Genomic DNA, 26,735 nt, shown 5'->3' with positions numbered 1-26,735 from the left:
ATGGGACGCATCATCTGCTGCGGTCTCGGCCCCGGTGACCCTGATATGATGAGCGTGCGCGCCGATCGCACGGTGCGCGGCGCGAGGCATGTCGCCTATTTCCGCAAAAAGGGCCGGCCCGGCCAGGCGCGCCGCATCGTCGAGGGCATGCTGGCTGCCGACGTCACCGAATATCCGATGGAATATCCTGTTACGACCGAGATCGCCTTCGACACGCCTGAATATGTCCAGTTGCTTGCCGGCTTCTACGACGAATGGGCGGAGCGACTGGCGCGGCTGGCGCGCGCGGTCGACGTCGTCGTGCTCTGCGAGGGCGATCCTTACTTCTACGGCTCCTTCATGCATCTGCACATGCGCCTGCAGGGCCGCGTCGAGATCGAGGTGATCGCCGGCATTCCCGGCATGGTCGGCTGCTGGAATGGCGTGGGACAGCCGATTGCGCTCGGCGACGACGTGACGACGGTGCTCATGGGCACGCTCGCCGAGGACGAGCTCGAACGCCGCATGCGCGATTCCGATGCGCTCGTGATCATGAAGACTGGGCGCAATCTCGCGAAAGTGCGCCGCGCGCTCGCTGCCGCCGGACGGCTGGACGATGCGTGGCTGGTCGAGCGCGGCACCATGCCGGGCGAGCGCGTGGTGCGGCTTGCGGAGATCGACGCCGCCGACTGCCCCTATTTTGCGATCGTGCTCGTGCACGGCAAGGGCCGGCATCCGGACGCCGCCGAATGACGGGCACGCTGACCATCGCTGGCCTCGGCCCGGGCAGCGCTGCGCTGGTGACGCCCGAGGTCTCCGCCGCGCTTGCCGCCGCGACCGACATTCTGGGCTACGCGCCCTATGTCGCGCGCGTGCCAGCGCGGGCAGGGCTCACTTTGCATCCTTCCGACAATCGCGAAGAGCTGCAGCGCGCGAGCGAGGCGCTGCGGCTCGCCGCCGAAGGCGGCCAAGTCGTCATCGTGTCCTCCGGCGACCCCGGCGTCTTCGCGATGGCGTCCGCCGTGTTCGAGGCGCTCGAACAGGCGCCGCAATGGCAGGAGCTGCCGATCCGCGTGCTGCCCGGCGTCACTGCGATGCTGGCGGCTGCCGCGCGCGCCGGCGCACCGCTCGGCCATGATTTCTGCGCGATCAATCTCTCCGATAATCTCAAGCCGTGGGCGGTGATCGAGAAGCGCCTGCGGCTCGCCGCGGAAGCCGATTTTGCCATCGCGATGTACAATCCGCGCTCGGCGAGCCGGCCGGAAGGATTTGGCCGTGCGCTCGCGGTGCTGAACGAGGCCGGCTGTGGCGACCGTCTTGTGATTTTCGCGCGCGCGATCAGCGCCGCCGACGAAAAGATCGAGACCGTCAGGCTGAACGAAGCCCGGCCCGAGATGGCCGACATGCGCACGCTGGTGATCGTCGGCAACTCGCAGACACGCCGCGTCGGCCGCTGGGTCTATGCGCCGAGGCAGGCCCGATGACCGAGCCACTGCATGATCTCGGCCACGCTCTCGACCCGCAAGCGTTCCGGCAGTTGCGGCCGCGAGATCATGATCACGGGCAGGCCGAGCCTGCGGGCGGCGTCGATCTTGGCGCGCGCGCCGTCGCCGCCGGAATTGCGGGCGACGATCCGGGTGATGCCTCGCGCGCGCAGCATCTCCAGTTCGCCCTCAAGCGTAAACGGCCCACGCGACACGATGACGTCCGCGGCGAAGGGCAGCGGCGCATCGGGCGGATCGACGAATCTCAGCGTGTAGGCGTGCTGCGGCTTGGTCGCGAACGGCGCGATGTGCTGGCGGCCGATGGCGAGGAACACATTTGCCGGCACTTCAGGCAGTGCGGTGACCGCGGCGTCGACATCAGGTATTTCGATCCAGTTGTCGCCGGGCGCTTTGGTCCACGGCGCTCGCTCGAGAGCGATCAGCGGCGTGCCGGTTTCCGCACATGCCGCGACCGCATTGCGGCTCATCTCGGCGGCAAAGGGATGCGTCGCGTCGATTACATGCGTGATGTGTTCCCGACCAATGTAATCGACAAGTCCGCTTGCGCCGCCAAAACCGCCGATCCGCGTCGGCAACGGCTGACCGGCGGGCGCGCGGGTGCGGCCGCCATAGGAATACACGGCATCGACGCCGGCGCGCGCGATCTCCGCCGCGAGCAGGCTCGCGTCGGCCGTTCCGCCCAGAATGAGGGCGCGCGTCATGGCTGATCCCTGGCTGACCATCATCGGTATCGGCGAAGATGGCCTTGCCGGGCTGTCCGAGGCAAGCCGAAAGGCGCTCGATGATGCCGAAACTGTCTTTGGCGGTGAACGGCATCTTGCACTCGCCGGCATAACCGGGCGCGGCCGTCCATGGCCGGTGCCGTTCGATGCAGAAATCGTGTTGAGCTGCCGTGGTCGCCCGACGGCGGTGCTCGCCTCCGGCGATCCGTTCTGGCACGGGGCCGGCGCGAGCCTCGCCGAGAAGCTCCATGGCGACGAATGGATCGCGTATGCGGCTCCCTCGACATTCTCGCTCGTTGCTGCGCGGCTTGGCTGGCGTCTGGAATCCGTTGCCTGTCTCGGTCTCCACGCCGCGCCATTCGAGCGTCTCGTGCCACACCTGGCGCGAGGGGCACGCATCATTTGTCTCGTGCGCGACGCAAAGGCGGCAGGCGATCTCGCGAAATGGCTGACGGCGCGCGGATGGGGTGCCTCGGCATTCTGGACACTCGCTGCGCTTGGCGGGCCGCGCGAAAGGATCAACGCGCATCGCGCCGACAGCTTCGCAGGCGATCTTGCCGGAAATCTGGTCGCGGTAGCCGTTGAGGCGGCGGGCGCGCAGGGCATCCCCCACAGCTCGGGACTATCGGACGAACTCTTCGTCCATGACGGCCAGATCACCAAGCGTCCGGTCCGTGCGCTCGCGCTTTCGGCGCTGGCGCCGCGTCCCGGTGAACGGCTATGGGACATCGGTGCGGGCTCGGGCTCGATCTCGGTCGAGTGGACGCTGTGCGGGGGCACCGCGATCGCCGTCGAGGCGCGCGAGGATCGCGCAGCGAACATTCGCAGCAATGCGACGGCGTTCGGGTTGGCACATCGGATCACAGTCATCGCGGGAAAAGCGCCTGAAACCCTTGCTACGCTGGACGGGCCTGACGCCGTGTTCATCGGCGGCGGTCTCGACATCGCGATGTTCGACGCCATCTGGCCGCGGCTCTCGCCCGGTACGCGGCTGGTCGCGCATTCAGTAACGTTGGAGACGGAAGCGTTGCTCGGTGAGCTGCACCAGCGCCAGGGCGGCGAATTGATGCGGGTCGAGATTGCGCATGCCGCTTCGCTCGGCCGCTACCGGTCCTGGGAGGCCGTGCGGCCCGTGGTGCAATGGAGCGCGGTCCGATGAAGGTCGCCGGGCTCGGATTCAAGCGGGACGTCACGCTGGCCTCGCTGCGTGAGGCGCTTCTGGCGGCCGGTGGTCCCGAAGGCCTCGCAGCAGTGGCGACGGTCAGCGATAAGGCCGACGAGGAGGTGTTGAAGCAGCTCGCGCGCGAATGCGGCTTGCCGATCAAGGCGGTTGCCGCCGAAATGCTTGTTGGCATCGACACGCCGACGCAGTCAAAGCTCGTCGTGGAAAAGTTCGGGACGGGATCGGTTGCCGAGGCGGCGGCGCTCGCAGCGGCCGGACCTCGCGCGCGATTGATTGCGACGCGGGTGGTCTCGCAGGATCGCACCGCGACCGCGGCGATCGCGGAAGGAGACGGCGCATGACGGTGCATTTCATCGGGGCAGGGCCAGGCGCTCCTGACTTGCTGACGTTGCGCGGCCGCGATCTCATCGCCGCCTGTCCGGTCTGCCTCTATGCTGGCTCACTTGTGCCCGAGGGCGTCTTGGCGCATTGCCCGCCCGGGGCGCGGATCGTCAACACCGCGCCGCTGTCGCTCGATGAGATCGTCGCGGAGATCGCCGCCGCCCATGCCGATGGCAAGGACGTTGCGCGGCTGCATTCCGGTGATCTCTCGATCTGGTCGGCGATGGGCGAACAGCTCCGCCGCCTGCGCACGCTCGACATTCCCTACACGGTCACGCCCGGCGTTCCCTCTTTCTCGGCCGCCGCGGCTGCGCTGGAGGCCGAGCTGACGCTGCCCGGCCTTGCCCAGACCGTGGTGCTGACGCGCACGCCGGGCCGCGCCAGCGCGATGCCCGAAGGCGAGAAGCTTGCCGCCTTCGCCGCCACCGGCGCGGTGCTCGCGATCCATCTGTCGATTCATCTGCTCGACAAGGTCGTCGCTGAGCTGACGCCGCATTATGGCGCGGATTGCCCGGTCGCGATCGTCTGGCGTGCGAGCTGGCCCGAGCAGCGCATCATCCGCGCCACACTCGCAACACTCGACGCTGCGGTCGGGGGCGAGATGGAGCGCACCGCGTTGATCCTGGTCGGCAAGACGCTGGGCTCGGCGGATTTTTCCGAGAGCCGTCTCTATGCTGCCGACTATGACCGCCGCTATCGGCCGGTCGGCGCCGAGCCGCGCTTTCCGGAGGTGTCGTGATGGCGGCAGGGCTCGTTATCTCCGCGCCGGCCTCCGGCGTCGGCAAGACCACACTGACGCTGGCGCTTGCTCGCGCCTGGCGCAACAGCGGATTGCGGGTGCAGTGCTTCAAGAGCGGCCCCGATTACATCGATCCCGCGTTTCATGCCGCCGCGACGGGACGCGCCTCGGTCAATGTCGACAGTTGGGCGATGGATCGCGGGACAATCTCGCATCTCGTCAGTCGCGGCATTGACGCCGATGTCGTGCTGGCCGAAGGCTCGATGGGTCTGTTCGACGGCGTCGCCGCGCGTGGCGTCTGCGGCACCGGGGCGACCGCCGACATCGCGGAGATGCTGGACTGGCCGGTGCTGCTGGTGATCGATCCCTCAGGACAGGCACAAACGGCGGCCGCGATCGCGGCGGGCCTTCGCGACTACCGCCCCGGTGTGCGCCTTGCAGGCGTCGTGCTCAATCGCGTTGCCAGCCCGCGCCACGAAGCCCTCGTGCGGCGCGCGCTGCTGGATGCCGGCATCGCCGTATTCGGCGCGCTGCCGCGCCATGCCGAGATCAGCCTGCCGAAGCGGCATCTCGGACTGGTGCAGGCCGAGGAGCAGGCGGAAATCGGCAAGCTGATCGACGAGGCCGCGCGCTTCGTTGCCGAGCATGTCGATCTCGACGCGGTGCTGCGTTCGGCGGCCACCTGGTCGCCGCAACCTGCCGCAAGCGGCGTCAACGTGACGCCGCCCGGCCAGCGCATTGCGCTTGCCCGTGATGCCGCGTTCTCCTTCGTCTATCCGCACATGCTGGAAGCGTGGCGCGCGGCGGGTGCGGAGATCTCGACATTCTCGCCGCTCGCCGATGAAGCCCCTGATCCGGTCGCCGATGTGTGCTGGCTGCCTGGCGGCTATCCCGAGCTGCAGGCCGGCAGGATCGCTGCCAATGCGCGCTTCCGCAGCGGATTGCGCGCCTTCGCCGAGACGCGCCCGGTGCACGGCGAATGCGGGGGCTATATGGTGCTGGGCACCGCTTTGACCGACGCCGATGGCATCAGCCACGAGATGACGGGCCTGCTCGGCCTGGAGACGAGCTTTGCCAAGCGCCGCATGCATCTGGGCTATCGTCTGGCCGAGCTCGCCGCGCCGATGCCGGGTCATCAGGCGGGTGCACGCCTGCGTGGCCATGAATTCCACTATTCGACCATAGTCGCGCAGCCCGACACGGCGCTGGCGGTCGTGCACGACGCGACAGGTGCGGTCATTGCCGAGACCGGCTCGCGGCGGGGACAAGCCACCGGCACGTTCTTCCATCTGATCGCGGAGGACCGGTGAGCGGTTTTGTCTCCTTTGTCTCCGCCGGGCCCGGCGATCCCGAGCTGCTCACGCTCAAGGGTGCAGCGCGGCTGCGCGAGGCCGACGTTGTGCTCTATGACGATCTTGCTTCAGGCGCGATCCTCGATCTGGCCCGGCCCGGCGCCAATCTCGTCGCGGTGGGAAAGCGGGCAGGGCGGGCCTCGACCAAGCAGCACCATGTCAACCGCCTGCTGGTCGACTATGCCGTGACAGGCGCGCGCGTGGTCCGGTTGAAGTCGGGCGATGCCGGCATCTTTGGCCGGCTCGAGGAGGAGCTCGAGACGCTGCGTGAAGCGGGCATCGGCTACGAGATCATTCCCGGCGTCACCTCGGCCTGTGTCGCCGCCGCGCAAGCCGGCATTCCGCTGACCCGGCGTCACACCTCGCGCCGCGTGCAGTTCGTGACCGGGGCGGACGTCACCGGCGAGCTGCCGCCAGATCTCAATTGGGCGGCGCTGGCCGATCCGGAGGCGACGACCGTGGTCTATATGGGCCGGCGGACGTTTCCGGCGTTGGTCGTCAAATTGATCGAGCACGGGCTCGCCCCAACCACGCCGGCGTTGTTTGCCGAATCGCTCGGCCGTCCCGATGAGCGGCTGGTCCGCACCACCATTTCGGAACTTGCAGAGCAGCTTGCGCGGGGCGGAGCGGCCTCCACGGCGGCCGTCATCCTGTTCGGCGCGCTGGCGGGGAATTATCCGTCATGACCGCCTCGTCCGCCCGTCGCCCCTTGACGCCCGGCCGGCGAAAGAGGCACACAGGAGACGCATGGTGCTCGATGCGGCGCAAAGCGCCGGAGCATAATCGGGAATGGGGATGGGCGGACCCAGTTGCGGCGCCCAAAACCCCAGCCGCCCCCGCGACTGTAAGCGGTGAGGGACTTCGATCAGCCACTGGGCCGCGAGGCCCGGGAAGGCCGGAGACTCCCAGTGAACCGCGAGCCAGGAGACCGGCCGTGCATGTTTTGAGGCCAAGGCCGTCGGGTGTGACGGCAAGAAGGATCTGAGCCATGCATATCGAACCCGGACTAGTCTCGGACGCCAAGCTCGTGCTGAGTTATGCAACCGGCATTGCCGTCGGCGGCGTTGCCTTGAAGCTCGCGGTTGAGACCGTGCGCGAGCAGGGCATCACGTCGTTCGCGGCGCGGACGCTCGCCACCACGGGACTTGTGTTTATCTTCTTCGAGATCCTGCCGCACTTCCCGGTCGGCGTCTCCGAAGTGCACTTCATCCTCGGCTCGACCTTGTTCCTGCTGTTTGGCGCGGCGCCTGCGGCCTTCGGCCTCGCGTTTGGCCTGCTGTTCCAGGGCATCTTCTTCGAGCCGCCCGACTTGCCGCAATATGGCATGAACGTCACCACGCTATTGGTGCCGCTGTTCGGAATCCAGGCGATCGCCACGCGGATCATTTCGAGCAACACGGCCTATGTCGATCTGAAGTACCGCCAGGCGCTGGCGCTTTCGACGACCTATCAGGCGGGCGTCATCGCCTGGGTGGCGTTCTGGGCGATTTATGGCTCCGGCTTCGGCGCGACCAACCTCGCCAACATCGCGACCTTCGCGGCGTCCTATGCGCTGGTCATCGTGATTGAGCCGCTCGCCGATCTCGGCGTGCTCGCGCTGGCAAAGTCGCTGCGCGGCGTCACCGCGCCCGGCCTCGTCACGCCGCGTTTGCACAGCGCGGCCTAGAGACAAGCGAACGGGCGGCCATGATGGCCGCCCTTCGCAGCCACCATGCTCACGCTCTCTCTGATAGGCATCGGTTGCGGCGATCCCGAGCAGCTCACGCGTGCCGCGATTACTGCCATCAACGCGGCCGATCTCGTCCTGATCCCCCGCAAGGGGACGGCCAAGTCCGACCTCGCCGATCTCAGGCGGACGATCTGCGCCGATCTGCTCACCAGCGACACGACCCGCATTGCCGAGTTCGATCTGCCCGTGCGGGACGCCGCTGAAGCGGACTATCGCAAGGGCGTGGACGATTGGCATGATGCCGTGGCCGCCGTCTGGTCGCAGACGATCGGGGATCATCTCGAAGGAGAGGGCAAGGTCGCGCTGCTGATCTGGGGCGATCCCTCGCTTTATGATTCCTCGCTGCGCATTGCGCGGCGGCTCAATCCCTCGCCAAAGATCGAGGTCGTGCCCGGCATCACCTCGATCCAGGCGCTGTGTGCGGCGCATGCGTTGCCGCTCAACGACATCGGCGAGCCCTTTCTAGTTTCGACCGGACGCCGCTTGCGCGATGGCGGTTGGCCGGCAGGTGTCGATACCGTGGTGGTGATGCTCGACGGCGGCACGGCGTTCCAGTCGCTTGATCCGGCGGGCCTGCACATCTGGTGGGGGGCCTATCTCGGCATGCCCGATCAGATCGTGATGTCCGGCGCGCTGGCCGAGATCGGCCCGCGCATCGTCGCCGTGCGGCAAGAGGCGCGCGAACGGCACGGCTGGATCATGGACAGTTACATCCTCAAGCGCAGGCTGTGAGGCAAGCGAGGCAGCATGCTCCCCGAATGGGTCACCCAACAATGCCCCGATATCTCCGCAGTCCATCGCGGGGCGGCGGTGGCGCGGCAGGCGCAACTGACGAAACCGACCGGCGCGCTCGGCCGGCTCGAGCAGCTCGCGATCGAGCTTGCGGGCCTGCAAGCAACCGAGCAGCCGCGCGCGGCGCGGGTGCCGATCATCATCTTCGCCGGCGATCACGGCATCGTCGCGCAGGGCGTCTCGGCCTATCCGCAGGAAGTGACGATCGCGATGCTGGCGAACTTCGCCTCCGGCGGTGCCGCAATCTCGGTGCTGGCGCGTGAGCTGGGCTCCAGCCTGGAGGTCGTCGACGCCGGCACGCTGGCGCAGGAGGAGATGGCTGGAATCGTGACCGACAAGCCGCGCAGCGGTACGCGCGATTTCAGCGTCGAAGCTGCGCTCACCCCCACGGAGCTGGCATTTGCGTTCGAAGCCGGCCGACGTGCGGTGACGCGCGCACAGGCCGGGCAGCCCGATCTTCTGATCTTCGGCGAGATGGGCATCGGCAACACCACGACATCGGCGGCGATCGCGGCCGGCTTGCTCGGCGTGAGCGCCGCGGAGATCGCGGGCAGCGGTACCGGCATCGACGCGGCCGGCCGTGCGCACAAGGCGCGGGTGATCGACGCTGCAATCGCACGCCATGACATTGCGGGCGCTGCGCCCGAAAAGATCCTGTGCGCCGTCGGCGGTCTCGAGATCGCCGCCATCTGCGGTGCCGTTATCGCGGCTGCACAGCACCGCATCCCCGTGTTGATCGACGGCTTCATCGTGTCGGTCGCGGCGCTGGCGGCGGTGCGGCTCAACCCTTCGTGCCAGCTGTTCCTGCTGGCCTCGCACCAGTCGGCGGAGCAGGGGCATCGGCTGGTGCTCCGCGCGCTGAACGTGCAGCCGCTGATCAGCCTGGATCTCAGGCTCGGCGAAGGATCGGGCGCGGCCATCGCGCTGCCGCTTGTGCGGTCGGCCTGCGCGCTCCACAACGGCATGGCGACCTTTGCGCAGGCCAATGTGCCTGATCGTCCGGCCTGATCAAATCGTCCGCTGATTGACGGAGACGACGCGCCAGCCGGTCGCGAGCCGGTCAATCCTGGTCAGCGACAGCGGATCGATCACGAAGCGCAGGGCCGCTTGTGGCGTCAGGTCGAGCGCGATGCACAGCGCCGCCCGGATCGTGCCGGAATGCACGACGAGCGTTGCGGCCCCGGTGCCGATCTTCGACAAACCCAGGCGGACCCGCGCGACCTGTTCCTCAAAGCTTTCGCCGCCGGACGGCCGTCCGCGCGCCGGATCGCTCCAGAACCGTGCATAGGCCTCGCCACCGGTCGCGGCGAGTTCGTCATGCCGACGGCCGGTCCAGTCGCCAAAGTCTTGCTCGCTGAATTCGTCCAGCTGCAGCGGCTCGAGCCCCAGCGCGCGGGCCGTTTCGACGGTGCGCCGCGACGGGCTCGCATAGCTCGCGGCGTCCTGTGGCAGGCGCTGCCGCAGTGCCTCCAGCTGCGCCCGAGCGCCGAGATCGGCCGGTGCGTCGGCCGCATGGATCGTCCCCGCGACGCCATCGACGGGCGCGTGCCGTATCAGCCAGAGGAAGGTCTCGCCTCCCATGCTTATCTCCAAGGAAACTGGTCGTTGTGGCAATAACGCCGCAACTGGCACATTGACTCTGTCTGGATCGTAATCCTAGATGCTCGCGACGGTTTCCCCGAGAGGGGATGAAAAGGGAATGCGGTGCGGGGAGTTTGTCCCCAATGCCGTGGCTGCCCCCGCAACTGTAAGCGGCGAATCTTGCGTCACGAGCCACTGGGTATCTCGGTCCCGGGAAGGCGATGCAAGGTACTGACCCGCGAGCCAGGAGACCTGCCGTCAGCCGTGGTCACACGCGAAGATGTCGGTCGGGGAGTACAGACATTCGGCTTCATCGGAAGGCTGCAAGCCGGACGATGGGACCCTGGTTCGCGGTGACGTGCCACTGACGTCACTCCGAGGTCCAAGACCGTGTATTCCCTTCGTATCGTACGACCACGCCGTTTCCTACTGGCATCCGCCGCTCTCACATCTTTCGTCGCCATCGACATGCCAGCGGCCTTGGCGCAGCAGGCCCGCGAGCCACTGCCGCCCGTCGAGGTGTCGGCGCCACAATCCCGCAGGCAGTCCAGCCCGGCCGGACGGGACGCGCAGAGCTCACGCCGCGCAGCAGCGCGCCGGCCGGGGACTGCATCCGCAGTGCCCAAGCCCGTCGTGCCGACCACGGCGGCACAGACGCCGCTCAACACCAATGCCGTCGCCGAAAGCGCTTCGCGCCTCGGCCTGACCGTGCGAGAAACACCCGCGACCGTGGAGGTGATCTCGGCCGCAACCATGCGCGAGCAGGGCTACCGCACAGTCTCCGACGTCGCGCACGGAGCGGTGGGCGTCACAGCCGGCGACAATCCGGCCGAGCCTTCGGCTTTCTCCATGCGCGGCTTCACCAACAGCCAGATCAACACGCTCTACAACGGCATCAAGATCGGTCCGCAGAACATGACCTCGCGGATCATGGACACGGCCAATCTGGAGGCTGTCGAATTCCTGAAGGGTCCGGCATCACTGATGTCAGGCGAGGGCGCCGCCGGCGGCGCGATCAACTTCGTCACCAAGCAGCCGCACACCGGTCCGATCCGGAACGAGGCGGATTTCTCCTGGGACTCGCTGAACTCGTTCCGGGCGCATTACGGCTCGGGCGGCAGCACCAATGTGCAGGGGCTGGACTACCGCTTCGACGTCAGCCGTTCCTCGCTCAACGGCTTTGCCGACGACACCAACACCAAGACGCTCAATGTCTCCGGCCAGCTCAACTACCGCATCTCCGACAGCCTCAAGGTCTGGGGCGCGATCGAGTATCGGGAAGATCGCTCGAAAGCCTATTGGGGTGCGCCGCTGGTGCCGATTGCCTTCAGCGGCTCGCATGCGACGACGGGGATCGTTTCCGGCAATTACGTCTCGAACTACAACAAAACCGATCTCGGTGCCGTCACGATCGACGACCGCACCTTCAATACTAACTACAACGTCCTCGACAACAGGAACGTAGCGAAGGAGGTGTGGCTGCGCGGCGGTTTCGAGCTGAATCTGGCGCCCGACCTGACGCTGAAAAGTCAAGCCTATGCTTACGGAGCTGAGCGCACATGGTTCAACAATGAGATAGAGGCGTTCAATTCCGGGACCAACATGGTCGATCGTGAGCGCTTCTATGTCGCGCACAGCCAACGCTTGGTCGGCAACGTCACCGATTTGATCTGGGATGCGAATATCGCCGGCTTTGACAACCGTTTGGTCACGACGCTTTCCTCAAGCTACCTTGATTTCGTGAGGCCGGGCGCCGCAAATTTCCCCGGCGATTCCGTTCCGCTGGTCGATCCGCCTCGCGGCTATTACGGCCTGCTCACCATTCAGCAGCAGACCGCGCGCATCGACAATGAGGCGCTGTCGTTCGAGGACCGGTTGAAGTTGACACGGACCTTTGCGCTGGTCGGCGGCCTGCGCGTCGAGCATATCGGGCTCGACCGCAATTCGACCGACAAGTTCGGTCTGGAGAAGGCGAACTTCCCGTTCTCGCAATCCTGGGTCCCGACCACGGGCCGTATCGGCTACACCTGGGAAGCCGTACCGGGCCTGACCTTTTTCAGCCAATACGCCACCGGCGCAGACATCTCGGCCAACAACATCTTCCTGCTCAATCCGACCGATCCGCTGAACCTGACCACCGCGCGCACCTACGAGACCGGCGTCAAGCACCTGTTCTGGGACAACCGGGCGGAGTGGTCGTTCTCGGCCTACGACATCCTGCGCAAGAACGTCTATGCCGCGGCCGGCGGCATGCAGCTCAACCTTGCCGGACGGCAGGAATCGAAGGGCGTCGAGCTTGCCGCGTCCGTGCGTCCGATCGGTCCCCTGCGTCTCTGGGGCAACATCGCCTATGTCGATGCGCGCTACGCCGACTTTAATTTTGTCGGCGGCTCGTTCTCCGGCAACACGCCGCCGAACGTGCCGCGCGTCGTGGCGAATGCCGGAGCGTCGTATCGGTTCTTCACGCCGTGGCCCGTGGAAGTCGGCGTCACCGGCCGTCACGTCGGCGACCGCTACAACACCGATGCGAATGTCGTGACGATGAAGGCCTACACTGTCGCGGACGTCTATGCCTTCGTCGACATCCCGAAGACGGTGTTCAACGCGGTCGACCAGGCTCGCCTGACTTTCCGGGTGCGCAACATCGCCGACAAGCGCTATGCGATCTGGGGCGATCCGTTCTATCCCGACCAGATCCTCTTGGGTGCACCGCGCACCTATGAACTCTCGGCCGCATTCAAATGGTAGGATGCTGATCGATGATGCGCGCGATCGTCCTGCTGCATCGATGGCTCGGGATCGCGTTCTGCCTGCTGTTCGCGATGTGGTTCGCGACGGGAATCGTGATGCACTTCGTTCCGTTTCCGTCTCTGACGGAAGCGGAACGCTTCGCCGGGCTTGGGCCGCTGGATGGCGCCGAGACGAGGCAGCTTGCGGTCGCCGATGCCGTGGCCGCGAGCGGCATTGCTGATGCGACTCGCGTTCGCCTGATCCAGCGCAGTGACGGACCGGTCTATGTCGTCTCGGGGCCGTCGCGCGCGGGCGCAGTGCGTGCCTCCGACGGAGCCGGCGCCTCGGTCGCATCTTCCGACGTCGCGCTGGCCATCGCGCGAGACCACGCGCGCAGCCGCGGGCTGGATGCCGCGCGGGCCGCAATCCTTGCGCGCGCGGACTATGACCAATGGAGCGTGCCGAACGGCTTTGACCGCCACCGGCCCTTGTTTCGGGTTGCCCTGGGCGACGCCGCTGGAACGGAGGTCTATGTCTCCTCGCTCACCGGCGAGATCGTCCTGGATACGACGCGCAGCGAGCGGACCTGGAATCTCGTCGGCAGCGTGCTGCACTGGATCTATCCAACGATCCTGCGAAGCAATTGGTCGCTGTGGGATCGCGTGGTCTGGACCTTGTCGCTGCTGGCCCTGATCGCGGCCTTGCTGGGCGCTGTGCTCGGCCTTGCGCGGATCAAACCTCGAAGCGGTCTGATCGGCTCGCCCTGTCGCGGCTGGCATGCGCTGCATCATCTCATCGGCCTCGCGGCGATGGTGTTCGTGCTGACCTGGATTTTCAGCGGCTGGCTCTCCATGGATCACGGGCGGCTGTTCTCGCGTGGGCAATTGATCTCCGCTGAATCACGCGTGATGAACGCCTCACCGAACTGGACGACGGCTCCATCGTTCGATCGGCAGCCTGTATCGCCGTCGGCCCGTGAGATCGAATGGTTTGCCTTCAACGGCAATCTCTATCGGCGGGATCGGATCGCCCTTGCCGGTCAGACCTTGATCGAGGCAGGGGATGCGCCCCGCGATGGACCAACGAGATCTCTGGATGTGCACGAGGTCCAGGGGCTGACCGCGCGCCTCGCGGCCGGCTGCGGCGGTCCGTCTGTACTTGCCGAGGACGACAACTATCCCGCGCGGTCCACTGTCCCGGGCGCCCCGGTCTACCGCTCGTATTGCGGTGACCTCTGGTTCGACATCGACGGCGCCGACGGCAATTTGCTGCAAAGGCTGGATTCATCGCGGCGAGCTTATCGCTGGTTCTACGGCGCGCTGCATACGTTGGATTTTCCGGTTCTCGTCGCGCATCCGTTGCTGCGCGACGGCTTGGTCGTCGGGCTCTGCTCCCTTGGCTTTCTGTTCTCCATCACGGGCATCATCATCGGCTGGCGCCGCCTGCGTCCGTCCTTCGCGGCCTGAGAGCCGGAGCGGGCAAAACCACCGCTTACTGATCGTACAATAAAGAGAGGCTGAGCCGACTGCCATGCATAGCTCATAAGCAATCGCATGGTCCGTAGGGCCGGTCGATCGCCTGCAAATTAGACAGGCGTGCGGGGCGCGTGGATTGCGCTGCAGCGGATGTGGTGTTTCGTCCGGGAAAATTCGTGGTGCGCCGCACTTATGTCGCGTCGAACGATCCACACCGACGTGCTCTCCATGCGGGCAGGGCTGCACTAAAATGTGCCTCGCCGCGCCGCGCCGGTCGCGGGCTGGTCCAGTGCATTGCGACAACTCTGGCCCTATCCCGAGGCCATCGCTCTGTCCCACGCTCGCAAGCGGTGGCATGACAGGGGATGATGATGAGCGCTCTCGGTTTGCGATTGAACCTCGCGAAGGACGGGAACCACCCGGCGTCCGGTTCGAATGTCGTCCGCAGCTGACCCACACATGAGCACTGACGAAAATCACTGGGAAGTTGGCACCGATATCGGCGGCACCTTCACCGACATCATCGCGATCCGACACTCCCCCGCGGAGGCACGGATCGCGAAGGTGCCGTCGCGACCTCAAGCTCCGGTTCAGGCGATGCTGGAGGCGACGAGGCGGTCGGCCTGCGCAAGAGCGAGGTCAAGCGCTTCGTCCACGGCACCACGCGCGTGACCAACGCCATCGTCGAAGGACGGCTGCCGAAAGTGGCACTGGTGGCGACCGAAGGCTTTGCCGACGTGCTGGAGATCGCGCGCTATCGCCGCCGCGATCTCTATCGTCTCGACGTCCCGCCAAAATCGCTGCCGCTGGTGCCGCCGGAACGATGCTTCGGGCTTGCTGAGCGCCTCGATCACGAGGGCCGGGTGCTGAAGGCGCTGGATGACGCGGAGATCGAGCGTCTGGTGGCCTGGCTGAAGGGGACCGGCGTGCAGAGTGTCGCGGTCGCGCTGCTGCATGCCTATGCCAATCCGGTGCACGAGAAGATGCTCGGCGAGCGGCTCAAGGGCGTCGTTGCCCACGTCTCGCTGTCGCACGAGGTCAATCCCGAGGCGCGCGAATACGAGCGGACTTCGGCGACCGTGTTCAACGCCGCGGCGATGCCGATTGCGGTGGAATATCTCAGCGAACTGGAGCTGCGGCTGCCGATCGGTCCCGGCCTGCAGGTGTTTCATTCGGCCGGCGCCATGGTGCCGATCTCGGCCGTGAAGCGGCGGCCGCTGGTGATGGCGATGTCGGGCCCCGCGGCCGGCGTCTCCGCATCGGTCAGCATCGCGCGCCAGCTCGGCACGTCCCGGATGCTGACGTTCGATATGGGCGGCACCACGACCGACGTGTGCCTGATCGTCGACGGTCAGGCCGAGATGACCGACGGCCGCATGCTCGGCGACAAGCCGCTGCGCCAGCCGATGCTCGCGGTGCACTCGATCGGGGCGGGCGGCGGCTCGATCGTGCGCAACGGCTCCGGTGGCCTGACGGTCGGACCGGAAAGCGCCGGCTCCGAGCCTGGACCGGCCTGCTACGGCCGCGGCGGTACCGAGCCGACCATCACCGATGCCAACGCCGTGCTCGGCTATCTCAATCCGGACGCCAAACTCGGCGACCGGATCGGAATTGACATCAAGGCAGCCAGTGATGTCATCGCGCCGATCGCGCGCACTCTGGGGCTGAGCCTGACCGAAACCGCGCTCGGCATCATCAAGGTCGCGAACGCGACAATGGCGCGCGCGCTCCGCCGCGTCACCGTCGAGCGCGGCATCGACGGGCGCGACTGCACGCTGCTCGCCTTTGGCGGTGGTGGCCCGATGCATGCCGCGGGCCTTGCAGATCTCTACGGGATTGCCGAGGTCGTCGTTCCCAGCGCGTCGAGTGCGTTTTCGGCACTGGGCTGTCTCACTGCCGATTTCAGCTTCCTCCAGCAGCAAACTCTGCGCGCTGCGCTCGATGGCATCGACCTCGCCCGTGTGTCGGAGCGGATCGGGGTGCTGATCGACGATGCCTCGGCGCCGCTGATCGCCAACGGGGTTGCCGCGACCGAGATTCAGATCGAGCTGGTGGCCTTGATGCGCTACGCGGCGCAGAACGACGCCATTCCGGTGCCGTTCGCGCGACCGCTCGACGTCATCACGCTGAAGAAGGATTTTCTGGCCCGGCACCACGAGCTGTTCGGCTATGCGACGGGCGAGAGCTGCGTCATCGAGTCCGTGCGGGTGCAGGCGCGCCGTCCATCGACGACCGTCGTGAGCCGGCCGGCCATCGCGGTCAGAACGGTCTCCAAAGGCGAGCGCATCTGCTCGTTCGATGGCTTTCACGACATCGCCACAAGCATCATCAACCGTGCCTCGCTGACCGAAATCGTCAGCGGCCCGGCCATCATTGAAGACGCATGGTCGACCGTGGTGGTCCCGCCCGGCTGGCAGGCGAGGCCTGATGTTTCAGGCAATCTGTTCCTGACGCGGGGGGCCGCATGAAGCTCGATCCGTTCGTCGTCGAAGTCATCCGGCACGGGCTTTCGGCCGCCGCCGAGGAAATGAGCCTGGTGATGACGCGCTCGGCGCGCTCGCCGCTGCTGCGCGAGGCCGGCGACCTGTCGTCGGCGATCACGGACGCCCGCGGCGACCTGGTCGGGCAGGGCCGCGACATCCCGATCCATCTCGGCGCGATGGCCTACACGGTCCTCGAATTGCTGAAAGTGGTGCCGCGCGACAGCCTGAACGACGGCGACGCATTGATCTACAATGTCGGCCCGCTCGGCGGCAATCATCTCAACGACGTCAAGGTCGTGCGGCCCGTCTTCGTCGATGGCGAGATCGTCGCGTTCGCGGTCAGCCTCGCACACTGGCCCGATATCGGCGGCACCTGGCCCGGCAGCTATTTTGCGAAAGCCATCGACACCTTCCAGGAGGCGATGCGCATTCCGCCGGTTCTGATCGCCACGGCAAGCGGCGTCAATACGTCGATCGTGCAGCTGCTCAAGGCCAATGTTCGCGATCCCGAATCCTGCGAGGGCGATCTTCTCGCACAGATCGCCGCAACGAAAGCCGGCGAGAAGCGCATCGTCGAGCTCTGCCGCGAGCACGGCAAGGCGGTCTTCACGGCGGCGCAGTCGCGCCTGCACGATCTCTCCGAAATCGAGATGCGCGAGGCGTTGCGCGATCTGCCTGATGGCGTCTACGAGGGTGAGGACTATCTGGACGACGGCGGCGTCGACGACGCGCCCGCGCGCATTCATGTCAAGATCACCATCGCCGGCGACGAAGCGACCTTCGATCTTTCAGGAAGCTGCGACCGCGTCTCGAATTTCTGCAACACGACGCCGTTCATGGCGCGCTCGGCGGTGGCCTATGCCGCGCGCATCATGAGCGGGCGCGACATGAACCAGAACGCGGGCGCGTTGCGGCCGCTGACCATCATCACGCGCCCTGGCTCGATCCTGGAGCCGGGCTGGAATGCCTCGGTTGCTGCCGGCAATCATGAGACCTCGATGCGCATCGTCGATGCGATTTTTCGGGCAATGCAGGACACTATTCCGGAGCGCCTGTCTGCGGGCGGGGCGACCACGGCGGGCGTCCTCTTCTTCGCCGAACCGCGGCAGAACGGTTCGTGGAAGATGCTTTACGAGGTGCACGGCGGTGGCGAGGGCGCGCGGCATGATCGCGACGGCATCTCGGCGACGCGGGTGCATCTGTCCAACACCTCAAACACGCCGGTCGAGGTGATCGAGGCGAATTACGCGATCCAAATCGAGCAGCAGGCCATTCGCTGGCAGTCCGGCGGCGCGGGCGCCCATCGCGGCGGGGACGGCGTCATTCGTAGCTATCGCATCCTGGCACCCTCAATCCATCTGACCACCTGCATCGAGCGCATGGTGATGGCGCCGTTCGGCATGCAGGGCGGTAAGCCCGGCAAGGCCTGCCGCATCTCGCTGATCCGGCAGGGCGCGAACGTCGCGATCGACGGCAAGTCGAACCTGGTGCTGCAGCAAGGCGATCTCGTCACGATCGAGACCTGTGGTGGCGGTGGCTACGGCGCCGAGGCTGCGGAATGAGGGGATTGCAATGAGCAGATTGTTGCGAACCGGGCTGAATGCCGGCGACAGCGCGCCCATGGACGTGGTCGGCGGCGAGGGCGTCTATTTTCATCTCTCGGATGGTCGCAAGCTCATCGACGGCAGCAACACCGGCGGCGGTCTCGGACATCGTCATCCCGCGATGGTGGAGGCGATCCGCCGCGCCGCGGATACGCCCGTCGTGAACGAGGGCTGGACCTGGGTCGGCCGCGAGCAGGCGGCTGACGACTTGATGGCCACCGCGTTCAAGGGCGAAGACGATTGGGTCGGTGCGGTGCGCTTCTGCATCAGCGGCAGCGAGGCCAATGACATGGCGCTGTCGCTCTGTCAGGCCCTGACGCAGCGGTCCGCGCTGGCGACGCGCGAACGCGCCTATCACGGCATTACGGGCCTGTCGCGCAGCATGACCGTGCAGCCGCAATGGCATGGCGGCCTCGCGGTGCACTCAGGCGGCTCGAAGCTGCCGGCGCCGATGGCGCCGGTGCGGATATTGCCGGCGCCGCAGGGCGCGATCTACGGCGCGCCGGCCAACAATGTTCCCCCCAGCGAATATCTGGCCGATGCCACGCGCCTGCTTTCGGATACGGCAGCGACGATCATCGACTACACGCAAGGCGGCATCTACTACGATGGCGCCTATCAGGACGAGGTGGCGCGGTGCGCGCGGCAGGCCGGCTCCTACTGGATCGCCGACGAAGTGGTGACTGGTGCGGGCCGTGCCGGGCGCTGGTTCGCGTTCCAGGGAGCCGAAAGTCGTCCCGATATCGTGACGCTCGGAAAATCGCTCGGCGGTGGCGCGGCGGCGGTTGCCGCGGTCGTGGTGTCGAAAGACATCGTCGAGCGGCTCAAGGGCACGAGCTGGCAGAATTACGGCACGTTGCGCGGGCATCCCATCAGCATGGCTGCCGTCAGCGCCTATCTGAAAGTCATCAGCGATGACGAGATTTTGGAGCACGTCAGGGGTCTCGAAAAGCTGTTCACCCGCCGCCTTCTGGCCATCGCGCAGAAACATCCAAGCGTGCAGCGCCTGGCGGGGCAGGGGCTGCACTGGACCGTGGAGTTGCACGGGCCGGACTGGCGCTCCTGGCATGCCGACACCACCGAGGTGCCGATTGCCTCGCGCGTCGCGGAGCGGGCGCTGGAGGCGGGCGCCGTGATCGGGACCAGCGGCGAGCAGACTTCCCTGTTCCTCGCGCCGCCACTCGTGATTTCCGAGCATGAGGCCGGGCAGCTTCTGGACGCGCTGGACCACGGTCTCGATATTGCGGATGAGGAGCAGACATGAGGATGGAGCGTGCAGCGCACACGATGCCGATGTGCAGGCGCCGGCTGGCAAGTCCGGGCGATGCTGCGTTATGCTGCGCGCGCCGGCACGTGCTTGAAACTGTAGCTTAGCTCAAAGACATCACCAGGAAATCGCTGATGCGTATCGTCAATGTTGCCGCCGCCCAGATGGGCCCGATCCAGAAAGCGGACAGCCGCGAGGCCGTGGTCAAGCGCATGATCGCGCTGATGGATGAGGCCAAGAGCAAGGGCGCCGACCTAATCGTCTATCCGGAACTGGCGCTCACGACCTTCTTTCCGCGTTGGTACGTGGAGGACCGGGCCGAGTTCGACAATTGGTTCGAGCGCGAGATGCCGAACGCGGCGACGAAACCGTTGTTCGAGCGCGCGGCGCAGCACCAGATGGCGATGAATTTCGGCTATGCGGAGCTGACGCCGGACGGGCATCATTTCAACACTGCTGTTCTCACCGACAAATCCGGCAAGATCGTCGGCAAATATCGCAAGATCCATCTGCCGGGCCATGTGGAATACGACACCAAGCGCTCGCACCAGCATCTGGAGAAGCGCTATTTCGAGCCGGGCGATCTCGGCTTCAATGTCTGGCGCGAGCTGGGCGGCATCATCGGCATGGCCATCTGCAACGACCGGCGCTGGCCCGAGACCTATCGCGTGATGGGCCTGCAGGGCGTCGAGATGGTGCTGATCGGCTACAACACGCCGTCGGTGAATGCGGAGAGGAGCGATGAAGGCGTCGAGAAACGGTTGTTCCATAACCGCCTCTCGGCGCAGGCCGGCGCCTATCAGAACGCGACCTGGGTTGTCGCGGTGGCCAAGGCCGGTAACGAGGACGGACACCCGCTGTTCGGCGGCAGCCTGATCGTCGATCCCAACGGCGAGATCGTCGCCGAAGCGAAGACGGAGGAGGACGAACTGCTGGTCCATCCTTGCGACCTCGATGCCACCACCTTCGGCAAGACCACGATCTTCAATTTCGCGCAGCACCGCCGCATCGAGCATTACGGCCTGATCACCAGCCGTACCGGCGCGGTGCCGCCGCCGGAGACGTGACGTCGATGACTGGCCAGAGCACATCCGGCATATCCTTGCGCGAGCTCGATCCGCGCGACCGCTACAAGCTGCTCTGCGGCGTGGTGGTGCCGCGGCCGATTGCGCTGGTGACGACGCTCGATGCCAACGGGGCGGTCAACGCCGCGCCGTTCAGCTTCTTCAACGTGTTTTCGGAGACTCCGGCGCTGATCGTGCTCGGGCTTCAGCACAAGCCGGATCACAGCCCGAAGGACACCACCCGCAACATCCATCGCGACGGCGAGTTCGTCGTTCACATGGTTGATGAGGCGCTCTCCGCGGCGATGAATGACTGCGCGGTCGATTTCCCGTCCGGTGACAGCGAGGTCGCCGCGGCAGGGCTGGCGACGCTTCCCTCTGTAGACGTGAAGGTGCCGCGCCTCGCCGCGGCACCCTTTGCGCTCGAATGCCGGCGCCATGTCGCCCTAAATTTTTCGCCCGATCGCGAACTGCTGGTCGGCGAGGTGCTCCGGGTTCACGCCCGCGAGGGCCTCGTCGACGAGGCCAACATGTATGTCGATCTCGACGCCTACCGGCCGATCGGCCGCATGTTCGGCAATCTCTACACGACGCAGCGGGATACGTTCGCGCTTGTCCGGGAGAGCCACGCGCAATGGCTCGCGCGGCAGGACGCCAAAGAGCTGAAGGACGCCTAGTGGTTCGAGAACTGCACCGTACCCAGCGCCATGGTGACGGCCGCCTGTGTCGGGTCGATCACGGCAATGCCGAGCGCCTCTTCCAGCGGGCGGCGGTGCCGTGCCATGCCGGCGCAGCCCATCACGATGGCACGGGCGCCGTCCTCGTCGCGCAGCGCGCGGCCGATTTCGATCATTTTGGCCAGCGTGCCTTCGCCCGAGGCGGTTTCCGCGACGCTCATGTTGAGCGGCCGCTCGCCGGCAAGACGTTCGGTCAGTCCCATCTGCCTGAGATAGCGCATGTGACGCGGGATCGAGCGCTGGGCGATCGCGATGACGCCAAAGGTCTCGGCGCGGGCCATCGCGGTCAGCACGCCGCACTCGGCAATGCCGAACACGGGCCGGTCGGTGCCTTCGCGACAGACCTGAAGCCCGGGATCGCTGTAGCAGGCGATGACAAAGGCCGCCGAGCTGTTGTCGCCCTCGACCAGCCGGCGCAGCGGCATGGCGACGCCATCGACATCGGCCTGGCTTTCGATGCCGAAGGGACCCTCGGCCAGCGTCTGGCAGACCAGTTCCGGCCCGCCCTCGAAACCGAGCGGCTTCAGCGCGTCCTCCAGCCCTCGCGTGACCGCAGGGTTGGAATTTGGATTGATGACGAGAATGCGCGGTCGGGACATGCTGGTCTTCCTGCAAAATTTCGATCACTTAACTTGAGCCTATCATGGAGTGCCTCATGACTGAACCCGCTTACGACCTGATCATTCGCGGTGGGCGCGTCGCGACGACGACCGACGTCTTTGAAGCCGATGTCGCCATCTCCGGTGAGACCATCGCCGCTATCGGCCGCGGGCTTCCGGCTGCGAAGCGCGAGATCGACGCGCGCGGGAAACTCGTTCTACCCGGCGGCGTCGACAGCCACGCCCATATCGAGCAATTGTCCGCTGCCGGCATCATGAACGCCGACACCTTCGAGAGCGCGACCGTCTCGGCGGCCTTCGGCGGCACGACCACGGTGATCCCGTTTGCGGCCCAGCATGTCGGCATGAAGCTGCCGCAGGTGGTGGAGGATTATCACGCCCTCGCCAAGAAGGGCGCAGTGATCGACTACGCCTTTCACATGATCATTGCGGATGCGACCCGGGAAACGGTCGAGGAGCACATTCCGGCGCTGGTGAAGCAGGGCCACGCCTCGATCAAGATTTTCATGACCTACGACCGGCTCAAGGTGGATGATGAGCCGCTGCTGGACATCCTTCTTGCCGCGCGCCAGTCCGGCGCGATGTTGTGCGCCCATGCCGAAAACCACGGCATCATCGCCTGGATGGTGAAGCGCCTGCTCGCGCGCGGCTACACAATGCCGAAATATCACGCCGTCAGCCACGCCCGCGTGTCGGAGGCGGAAGCCTTTACCCGGTTGATCGGCATGGCTGCGCTGATCGACCAGCCCATCATGATCTTCCACGTCTCCACCGCCGAAGGCGCCAAGGTGATCCGCGATTCGCGCGGGCAGGGGTTGAAGGTGTTTGCCGAGACCTGTCCGCAATACCTGTTCTTCACCGCAGCCGATCTCGACAAGCCCGAGGTGGAAGGAGCCAAGTGGATGTGCAGCCCGCCGCCGCGGACGCATTCAGACCAGGAGGCGCTGTGGCAGGCGCTGTCGCTCGGCGATCTCCAGACCATCTCGTCGGATCACGCGCCGTATCGCTATGACGAGACCGGCAAGCTGCGCGCCGGCCCCAATCCGAACTTCAAGCAGGTCGCGAATGGCCTGCCGGGATTGGAGCTGCGCCTGCCGCTGCTGTTCGACGCGATGGTGTCGAACGGGCGGCTGGGCCTGGAAAAGTTCGTCGAACTGACGTCGACGGCGCCGGCCAAGATTTACAATCTGCATCCGCGCAAGGGCTCGATCGCGGTCGGCGCCGATGCCGATATTGCAATCTGGGATCCTAATCGCGAGGTCGAGATCGCCGATGAGATGATGCACGACCTTGCCGGCTACACGCCGTTTGCAGGCCGCAAGCTGAAGGGCTGGCCGGTGTCGGTGCTGTCGCGTGGCCGAGTGATCATCGATGGCAACAAGTGCCTCGCGAGCGCAGGCAGCGGCCAGTTCCTGGCACGCAGCGGCGGCGAGGCGGCCATGCCGACGGGGCGGCTCGTGGCCGACATGGATCCCGAGCGCAATTTCGGAGCGAAGCTACTGTGACGGTGGATCGCGCGCGATGAAGATCGTCATCTTCGGCGGCACCGGCTTTGTCGGGCTCAATGTTGCGGAGGCGCTGCTCGCGCGCGGCCATGACGTGACGCTGTACGACCGTGCAGAGTTGCCGCCATCCGCGCGGCGGTCTCTTGCCGACTACGGCGCACGGCTCAAAGCGGTGCAGGGCGATATCACCGACGCAGATGCCATCGATGCCCTCATCGCCGAAGGAGTTGATGCGATCGTGCTCGGCGCGGCCATCACCGCCGGTGATGAACTGGAGAGGGCATCGACCGCGCGCGTTCTCGAGATCAACGTGATGGCGCAGATCCCGATCCTGCTCTCCGCGATCCGGCATGGCGTGCGCCGGGTCGTCAATCTCTCCTCGGCATCGGCCTATGGCGCCGCGGGCGCGCGGGTCGAGATTCTGGACGAGGACACGCCTTGCGATCCGGTCTCGTTCTACGCGATCAGCAAGTTCACATCGGAGCGATCGGTTGCGCGTCACGCCGAGCTCTTCGGCGGTGATTTCCTAAATGTGCGGCTGAGCGCGCTATTCGGACCGTGGGAGCGACCGAGTTCCGTGCGCGACACGCCAAGCCTCCAGTTCCAGATCTTGGCCGCGTTCGCGCGCGGCGAGCCGGCGATCATGCCTGAAGCGGGCATGCGGGACTGGATCTACGCGCCGGATGCGGCCGAGGCCGTCGCACTGCTGATCGAAGCCGAGCGGCCGCGCCACCGGCTCTACAACATCTCCCGCGGAGAACTTTGGCCTGCGCTGCAATGGGGCGAGGCCTTTGCGGCGTTGCATCCCGGCCTGGAGTGCCGGGTCGCGGCGCCCGGCGAGAAAACCGTCATCAAGCTGCATGGGCCCTATCGCGCGCCGCTGTCGGTGAACCGGATGGCGGATGAATTCGGCTGGCGCGCGCAGTTCGGCTGCGCCGAGTCGGCGGCCGCGATGAGCGCCTGGTTGACGCAGCATAAGGAGTGGATCTGAGATGCGGCTGCAGGGGCGCACGGCCATCATCACGGGCGCAGGCTCCGGCATCGGCCGCGCCAGTGCAAAGCTGTTCGCGGAAGAGGGCGCACGTCTTGCTCTGGTCGATCGCGATCCAGCCGGACTTCAGGAAACGTTGAGCTTGGTCGGCGAGGCCATGACGCATATTGGCGACGTCGGCGATGCCGATTTCGCCGAGGCGGTGGCAAATGATGTGGTAGCACGGCACGGCCAGCTCGATATCCTGATGACTGCCGCTGGCTTCTCCTGTGGCGGCACCGTGTTGACAACGGACCCCGCCGATTGGGATGCGGTGTTCCGCACCAATGTCGGCGGCACCTGGCTGTGGGCGAGGGCAGCCGTGCCGCAGATGCAGCGGCAGAACAGCGGTTCGATCATCACGCTGGCGTCGCAGCTTGCGATTGCCGGCGGCAAGGGCAACAGTGCCTATATCGCCGCCAAGGGCGCGATTGTCAGCCTGACCCGGACGATGGCGGTGGATTTCGCGGCGGACGGCATTCGCGTCAACGCCATCGCGCCCGGTGCGATCGACACGCCGATGCTTCGCCGCAGCTTTGCGCGCCACGCCAATGCGGACGAGGTGCGCGAAGCCTCCCGCGACCGCCATGCCATGAAGCGGTTCGGCCAGGCCGATGAGATCGCGCAGGCCGCGCTCCACCTCGCAAGCGATGCCTCCTCGTTTACGACCGGCACCGTGATGGTGGTCGACGGAGGCTGGCTCGCGGCATGAGTGATGCGCTGACAGAACTGGAAGCGAACGTTCGCGCCGATCTCGCGCGGATCGCGCATCCCGGTGCCGCCTGGCTCGAACCGAAGACGGGACCGGATGGCAAGCCGGCGCTGGATGTGCTCGTGATCGGCGCCGGCCAATCCGGCATCGCCATCGGCTTCGGCCTGCTGCGCTCCCGCGTCAGCAACATCCTGCTGCTGGACAAGGCCGAGGAGGGGAAGGAGGGGCCATGGCTCGCCTATGCCCGCATGCCGACGCTGCGCAGCCCGAAGGACTATACGGGACCTGACCTCGACATCCCCAGCCTGACCTATCAATCCTGGCATGAGGCCCGCTTCGGCACGGAGAGCTGGCAGACACTCGACCTGATCCCGCGCTGCCACTGGGCTGAGTATCTGCTCTGGCTGCGGCGCACAGTCGGCTTGCCGGTGCGCAACGGGAGCGAGCTTCTGGAAATCCGGCCGGCGCGGGATGGTTTGCTGGCCGCACGCGTGAAACGTGGCGATGGCGTCGAGACACTCCATGCGCGCAAGATCGTGCTTGCGACGGGGCAGGAGGGGATGGGGAACTGGATGATCCCCGAGCCGCTGAGCCATCTGCCCATGAGCTCGGTCGCAACCGTCGCCGACGACATCGACTTCGAAAACCTTCGCGGCAAGCGCGTCGCCGTGATCGGCGCCGGCGCATCCGCCTTCGACAATGCGGCAACCGCGCTGGAGGCTGGCGCGGCGGAGGTGCACCTGCTGTGTCGTCGTGCGCAGATCCAGCTGATCCAGCCCTATCGCTGGCTGACCTTCCGCGGCTTCCTGCGCCATTTCAGCGATCTCGACGATGCCTGGCGCTGGCGCTTCATGCGCACCATCCTCGAGATGCGCGAGGGCTTTCCGCAGGCAACTTACGATCGCTGCGCAAATCACGCCAATTTCACATTGCACGAGGGCGCGCCGATCAAGGCGGCCCGCGAGACCGATCGTGGTGTGGAATTGCAGACGCCGCGCGGCGCCATACCTGCGGATTTCGTCATCTGCGGCACCGGCATCGACATGGATTTTTCCGGCCGGGGCGAGTTGCGCGCATTTGCCGGCAATATCGCAACCTGGGCCGACCGCTACCAGCCCCCGGAGAGCGAGCGCAGCGCGCGGCTCGGTCGCTTTCCCTATCTCGCAGACGATTATGCCTTCACCGAGCGTGTCGCGGGCGATACGCCGTGGATCTCGAATATCCATCTCTTCGCCATCGCCTCCACCATGAGTTTCGGTCCGTCGGGATCGTCGATCAACGCGATGACGACCGCGGCGCCGAAGCTGGTGAATGGCCTGACGCGCGGCCTGTTTCGTGCCGATGTCGAACGGCATTGGGCCTCGCTTCGCGCCTATGACGTGCCGCAGGCCGTGGTGACGCGGGCAGCGCGAAACTTGGAGGAATCGCGATGATCGTCCATGCGCCGCCGCGACAAAGCGTCCACAAGAGCGCATCAAGAGACTGGCGCGCAACTTGCTTCTTTCTTAACCTGTCCTGTCGGCGTTCTTGTCGAAAATTTTGGGG

The 26,735-nt window shown here is 66.1% G+C and carries 23 protein-coding genes, 1 pseudogene and 2 riboswitches; of the genes and pseudogenes, 21 read left to right on the top strand and 3 right to left on the bottom strand.

Going from position 1 to position 26,735, the window contains the following annotated elements; translation table 11 throughout:
• Together IVB07_RS24990 and cobJ are read left to right on the top strand one after the other, a co-directional pair.
• Entirely contained in the window at positions 1-732 is a 732-nt protein-coding gene (locus IVB07_RS24990; protein WP_026233633.1) for a precorrin-2 C(20)-methyltransferase, read from the top strand.
• Complete coding sequence (gene cobJ, locus IVB07_RS24985; RefSeq protein ID WP_018458664.1) at positions 729-1,463, top strand: precorrin-3B C(17)-methyltransferase; 735 nt, start codon at positions 729-731, stop codon at positions 1,461-1,463. The genes IVB07_RS24990 and cobJ overlap by 4 nt, the downstream gene beginning before the upstream one ends.
• Here cobJ and IVB07_RS24980 read toward each other — a convergent pair.
• Entirely contained in the window at positions 1,439-2,185 is a 747-nt protein-coding gene (locus IVB07_RS24980; RefSeq protein WP_018458665.1) for a cobalt-precorrin-6A reductase, read from the bottom strand. The genes cobJ and IVB07_RS24980 overlap by 25 nt on opposite strands.
• On the opposite strand from IVB07_RS24980, the gene IVB07_RS24975 reads away from it, so the two are divergent.
• From IVB07_RS24975 to cobT, 8 genes are all read left to right on the top strand, one after another.
• On the top strand, positions 2,184-3,365 hold the full coding sequence (locus IVB07_RS24975) for a bifunctional cobalt-precorrin-7 (C(5))-methyltransferase/cobalt-precorrin-6B (C(15))-methyltransferase (protein ID WP_018458666.1): 1,182 nt from the start codon (positions 2,184-2,186) through the stop codon (positions 3,363-3,365). The genes IVB07_RS24980 and IVB07_RS24975 overlap by 2 nt on opposite strands.
• Positions 3,362-3,730 (top strand): cobalamin biosynthesis protein, encoded by a 369-nt coding sequence (locus IVB07_RS24970; protein WP_018458667.1) that lies wholly within the window; start codon positions 3,362-3,364, stop codon positions 3,728-3,730. Before IVB07_RS24975 ends, IVB07_RS24970 begins: the two co-directional genes overlap by 4 nt.
• The gene (gene cobM / locus IVB07_RS24965; protein ID WP_018458668.1) at positions 3,727-4,509 is read left to right on the top strand and encodes a precorrin-4 C(11)-methyltransferase; all 783 of its coding nucleotides are present in this window, start codon (positions 3,727-3,729) and stop codon (positions 4,507-4,509) included. The genes IVB07_RS24970 and cobM overlap by 4 nt, the downstream gene beginning before the upstream one ends.
• The gene (locus tag IVB07_RS24960) at positions 4,509-5,819 is read left to right on the top strand and encodes a cobyrinate a,c-diamide synthase (RefSeq protein WP_018458669.1); all 1,311 of its coding nucleotides are present in this window, start codon (positions 4,509-4,511) and stop codon (positions 5,817-5,819) included. The genes cobM and IVB07_RS24960 overlap by 1 nt, the downstream gene beginning before the upstream one ends.
• Complete coding sequence (gene cobA, locus IVB07_RS24955; protein WP_018458670.1) at positions 5,816-6,547, top strand: uroporphyrinogen-III C-methyltransferase; 732 nt, start codon at positions 5,816-5,818, stop codon at positions 6,545-6,547. The genes IVB07_RS24960 and cobA overlap by 4 nt, the downstream gene beginning before the upstream one ends.
• A gap of 45 nt (positions 6,548-6,592) precedes the next feature.
• A riboswitch (cobalamin riboswitch) is annotated at positions 6,593-6,813 on the top strand.
• A 36-nt stretch (positions 6,814-6,849) separates the two neighbouring features.
• The gene (locus IVB07_RS24950; protein ID WP_018458671.1) at positions 6,850-7,527 is read left to right on the top strand and encodes an energy-coupling factor ABC transporter permease; all 678 of its coding nucleotides are present in this window, start codon (positions 6,850-6,852) and stop codon (positions 7,525-7,527) included.
• A 45-nt stretch (positions 7,528-7,572) separates the two neighbouring features.
• Positions 7,573-8,322 carry a precorrin-6A synthase (deacetylating) gene (gene cobF, locus IVB07_RS24945; protein WP_018458672.1) on the top strand — a complete coding sequence of 250 codons (750 nt, stop codon included), beginning with the start codon at positions 7,573-7,575 and terminating at the stop codon, positions 8,320-8,322.
• 15 nt (positions 8,323-8,337) lie between these two features.
• Positions 8,338-9,390 carry a nicotinate-nucleotide--dimethylbenzimidazole phosphoribosyltransferase gene (gene cobT, locus IVB07_RS24940; RefSeq protein ID WP_247300151.1) on the top strand — a complete coding sequence of 351 codons (1,053 nt, stop codon included), beginning with the start codon at positions 8,338-8,340 and terminating at the stop codon, positions 9,388-9,390.
• Here the strand turns inward: cobT and IVB07_RS24935 are convergent, their stop codons facing one another.
• Entirely contained in the window at positions 9,391-9,963 is a 573-nt protein-coding gene (locus IVB07_RS24935; RefSeq protein WP_247363398.1) for a histidine phosphatase family protein, read from the bottom strand.
• 72 nt (positions 9,964-10,035) lie between these two features.
• Positions 10,036-10,238: riboswitch (cobalamin riboswitch) on the top strand.
• Between the two features lie 115 nt (positions 10,239-10,353).
• Between IVB07_RS24935 and IVB07_RS24930 the strand changes: the two genes are divergently transcribed.
• From IVB07_RS24930 to IVB07_RS24895, 7 genes and pseudogenes are all read left to right on the top strand, one after another.
• Complete coding sequence (locus IVB07_RS24930) at positions 10,354-12,711, top strand: TonB-dependent receptor (RefSeq protein ID WP_026233635.1); 2,358 nt, start codon at positions 10,354-10,356, stop codon at positions 12,709-12,711.
• 11 nt (positions 12,712-12,722) lie between these two features.
• On the top strand, positions 12,723-14,159 hold the full coding sequence (locus IVB07_RS24925; protein WP_018458676.1) for a PepSY domain-containing protein: 1,437 nt from the start codon (positions 12,723-12,725) through the stop codon (positions 14,157-14,159).
• A gap of 468 nt (positions 14,160-14,627) precedes the next feature.
• Positions 14,628-16,636 (top strand): annotated as a pseudogene (locus tag IVB07_RS24915) (hydantoinase/oxoprolinase family protein).
• On the top strand, positions 16,633-18,213 hold the full coding sequence (locus IVB07_RS24910) for a hydantoinase B/oxoprolinase family protein (protein ID WP_018458678.1): 1,581 nt from the start codon (positions 16,633-16,635) through the stop codon (positions 18,211-18,213). Before IVB07_RS24915 ends, IVB07_RS24910 begins: the two are co-directional and overlap by 4 nt.
• A 10-nt stretch (positions 18,214-18,223) precedes the next feature.
• A complete protein-coding gene (locus IVB07_RS24905; protein WP_018458679.1) occupies positions 18,224-19,519 on the top strand; it encodes an aminotransferase class III-fold pyridoxal phosphate-dependent enzyme in 1,296 nt (431 codons plus the stop codon).
• A gap of 137 nt (positions 19,520-19,656) precedes the next feature.
• The gene (locus IVB07_RS24900; protein WP_018458680.1) at positions 19,657-20,589 is read left to right on the top strand and encodes an N-carbamoyl-D-amino-acid hydrolase; all 933 of its coding nucleotides are present in this window, start codon (positions 19,657-19,659) and stop codon (positions 20,587-20,589) included.
• Positions 20,590-20,594: 5 nt separating this feature from the next.
• The gene (locus IVB07_RS24895) at positions 20,595-21,263 is read left to right on the top strand and encodes a flavin reductase family protein (protein WP_026233636.1); all 669 of its coding nucleotides are present in this window, start codon (positions 20,595-20,597) and stop codon (positions 21,261-21,263) included.
• Here the strand turns inward: IVB07_RS24895 and IVB07_RS24890 are convergent.
• Positions 21,260-21,922: an aspartate/glutamate racemase family protein gene (locus IVB07_RS24890; RefSeq protein ID WP_094183570.1), complete on the bottom strand. Its 663-nt coding sequence runs from the start codon at positions 21,920-21,922 to the stop codon at positions 21,260-21,262. The genes IVB07_RS24895 and IVB07_RS24890 overlap by 4 nt on opposite strands.
• Positions 21,923-21,978: 56 nt before the next feature.
• Here IVB07_RS24890 and hydA point away from each other — a divergent pair, with 56 nt between their 5' ends.
• From hydA to IVB07_RS24870, 4 genes are read left to right on the top strand one after another with little or no spacing between them, the layout of a single operon-like run.
• Positions 21,979-23,448 (top strand): dihydropyrimidinase, encoded by a 1,470-nt coding sequence (hydA, locus tag IVB07_RS24885; protein ID WP_026233637.1) that lies wholly within the window; start codon positions 21,979-21,981, stop codon positions 23,446-23,448.
• Positions 23,449-23,464: 16 nt separating this feature from the next.
• On the top strand, positions 23,465-24,439 hold the full coding sequence (locus tag IVB07_RS24880; RefSeq protein WP_018458684.1) for an NAD(P)-dependent oxidoreductase: 975 nt from the start codon (positions 23,465-23,467) through the stop codon (positions 24,437-24,439).
• A 1-nt stretch (position 24,440) separates the two neighbouring features.
• Positions 24,441-25,190, top strand: coding sequence for an SDR family oxidoreductase (locus tag IVB07_RS24875; protein ID WP_018458685.1), 750 nt, complete (start codon positions 24,441-24,443; stop codon positions 25,188-25,190).
• Complete coding sequence (locus IVB07_RS24870; protein ID WP_247766722.1) at positions 25,187-26,623, top strand: NAD(P)/FAD-dependent oxidoreductase; 1,437 nt, start codon at positions 25,187-25,189, stop codon at positions 26,621-26,623. Before IVB07_RS24875 ends, IVB07_RS24870 begins: the two co-directional genes overlap by 4 nt.
• The last annotated feature ends 112 nt before the right edge of the window (positions 26,624-26,735 follow it).

The organism is Bradyrhizobium sp. 172, assembly GCF_023101065.1.
GTDB classification, from domain to species: domain Bacteria; phylum Pseudomonadota; class Alphaproteobacteria; order Rhizobiales; family Xanthobacteraceae; genus Bradyrhizobium; species Bradyrhizobium canariense_D.
Note: the sequence above shows the minus strand (reverse complement) of the source record. Positions and strands in the feature narration are given on the sequence as shown.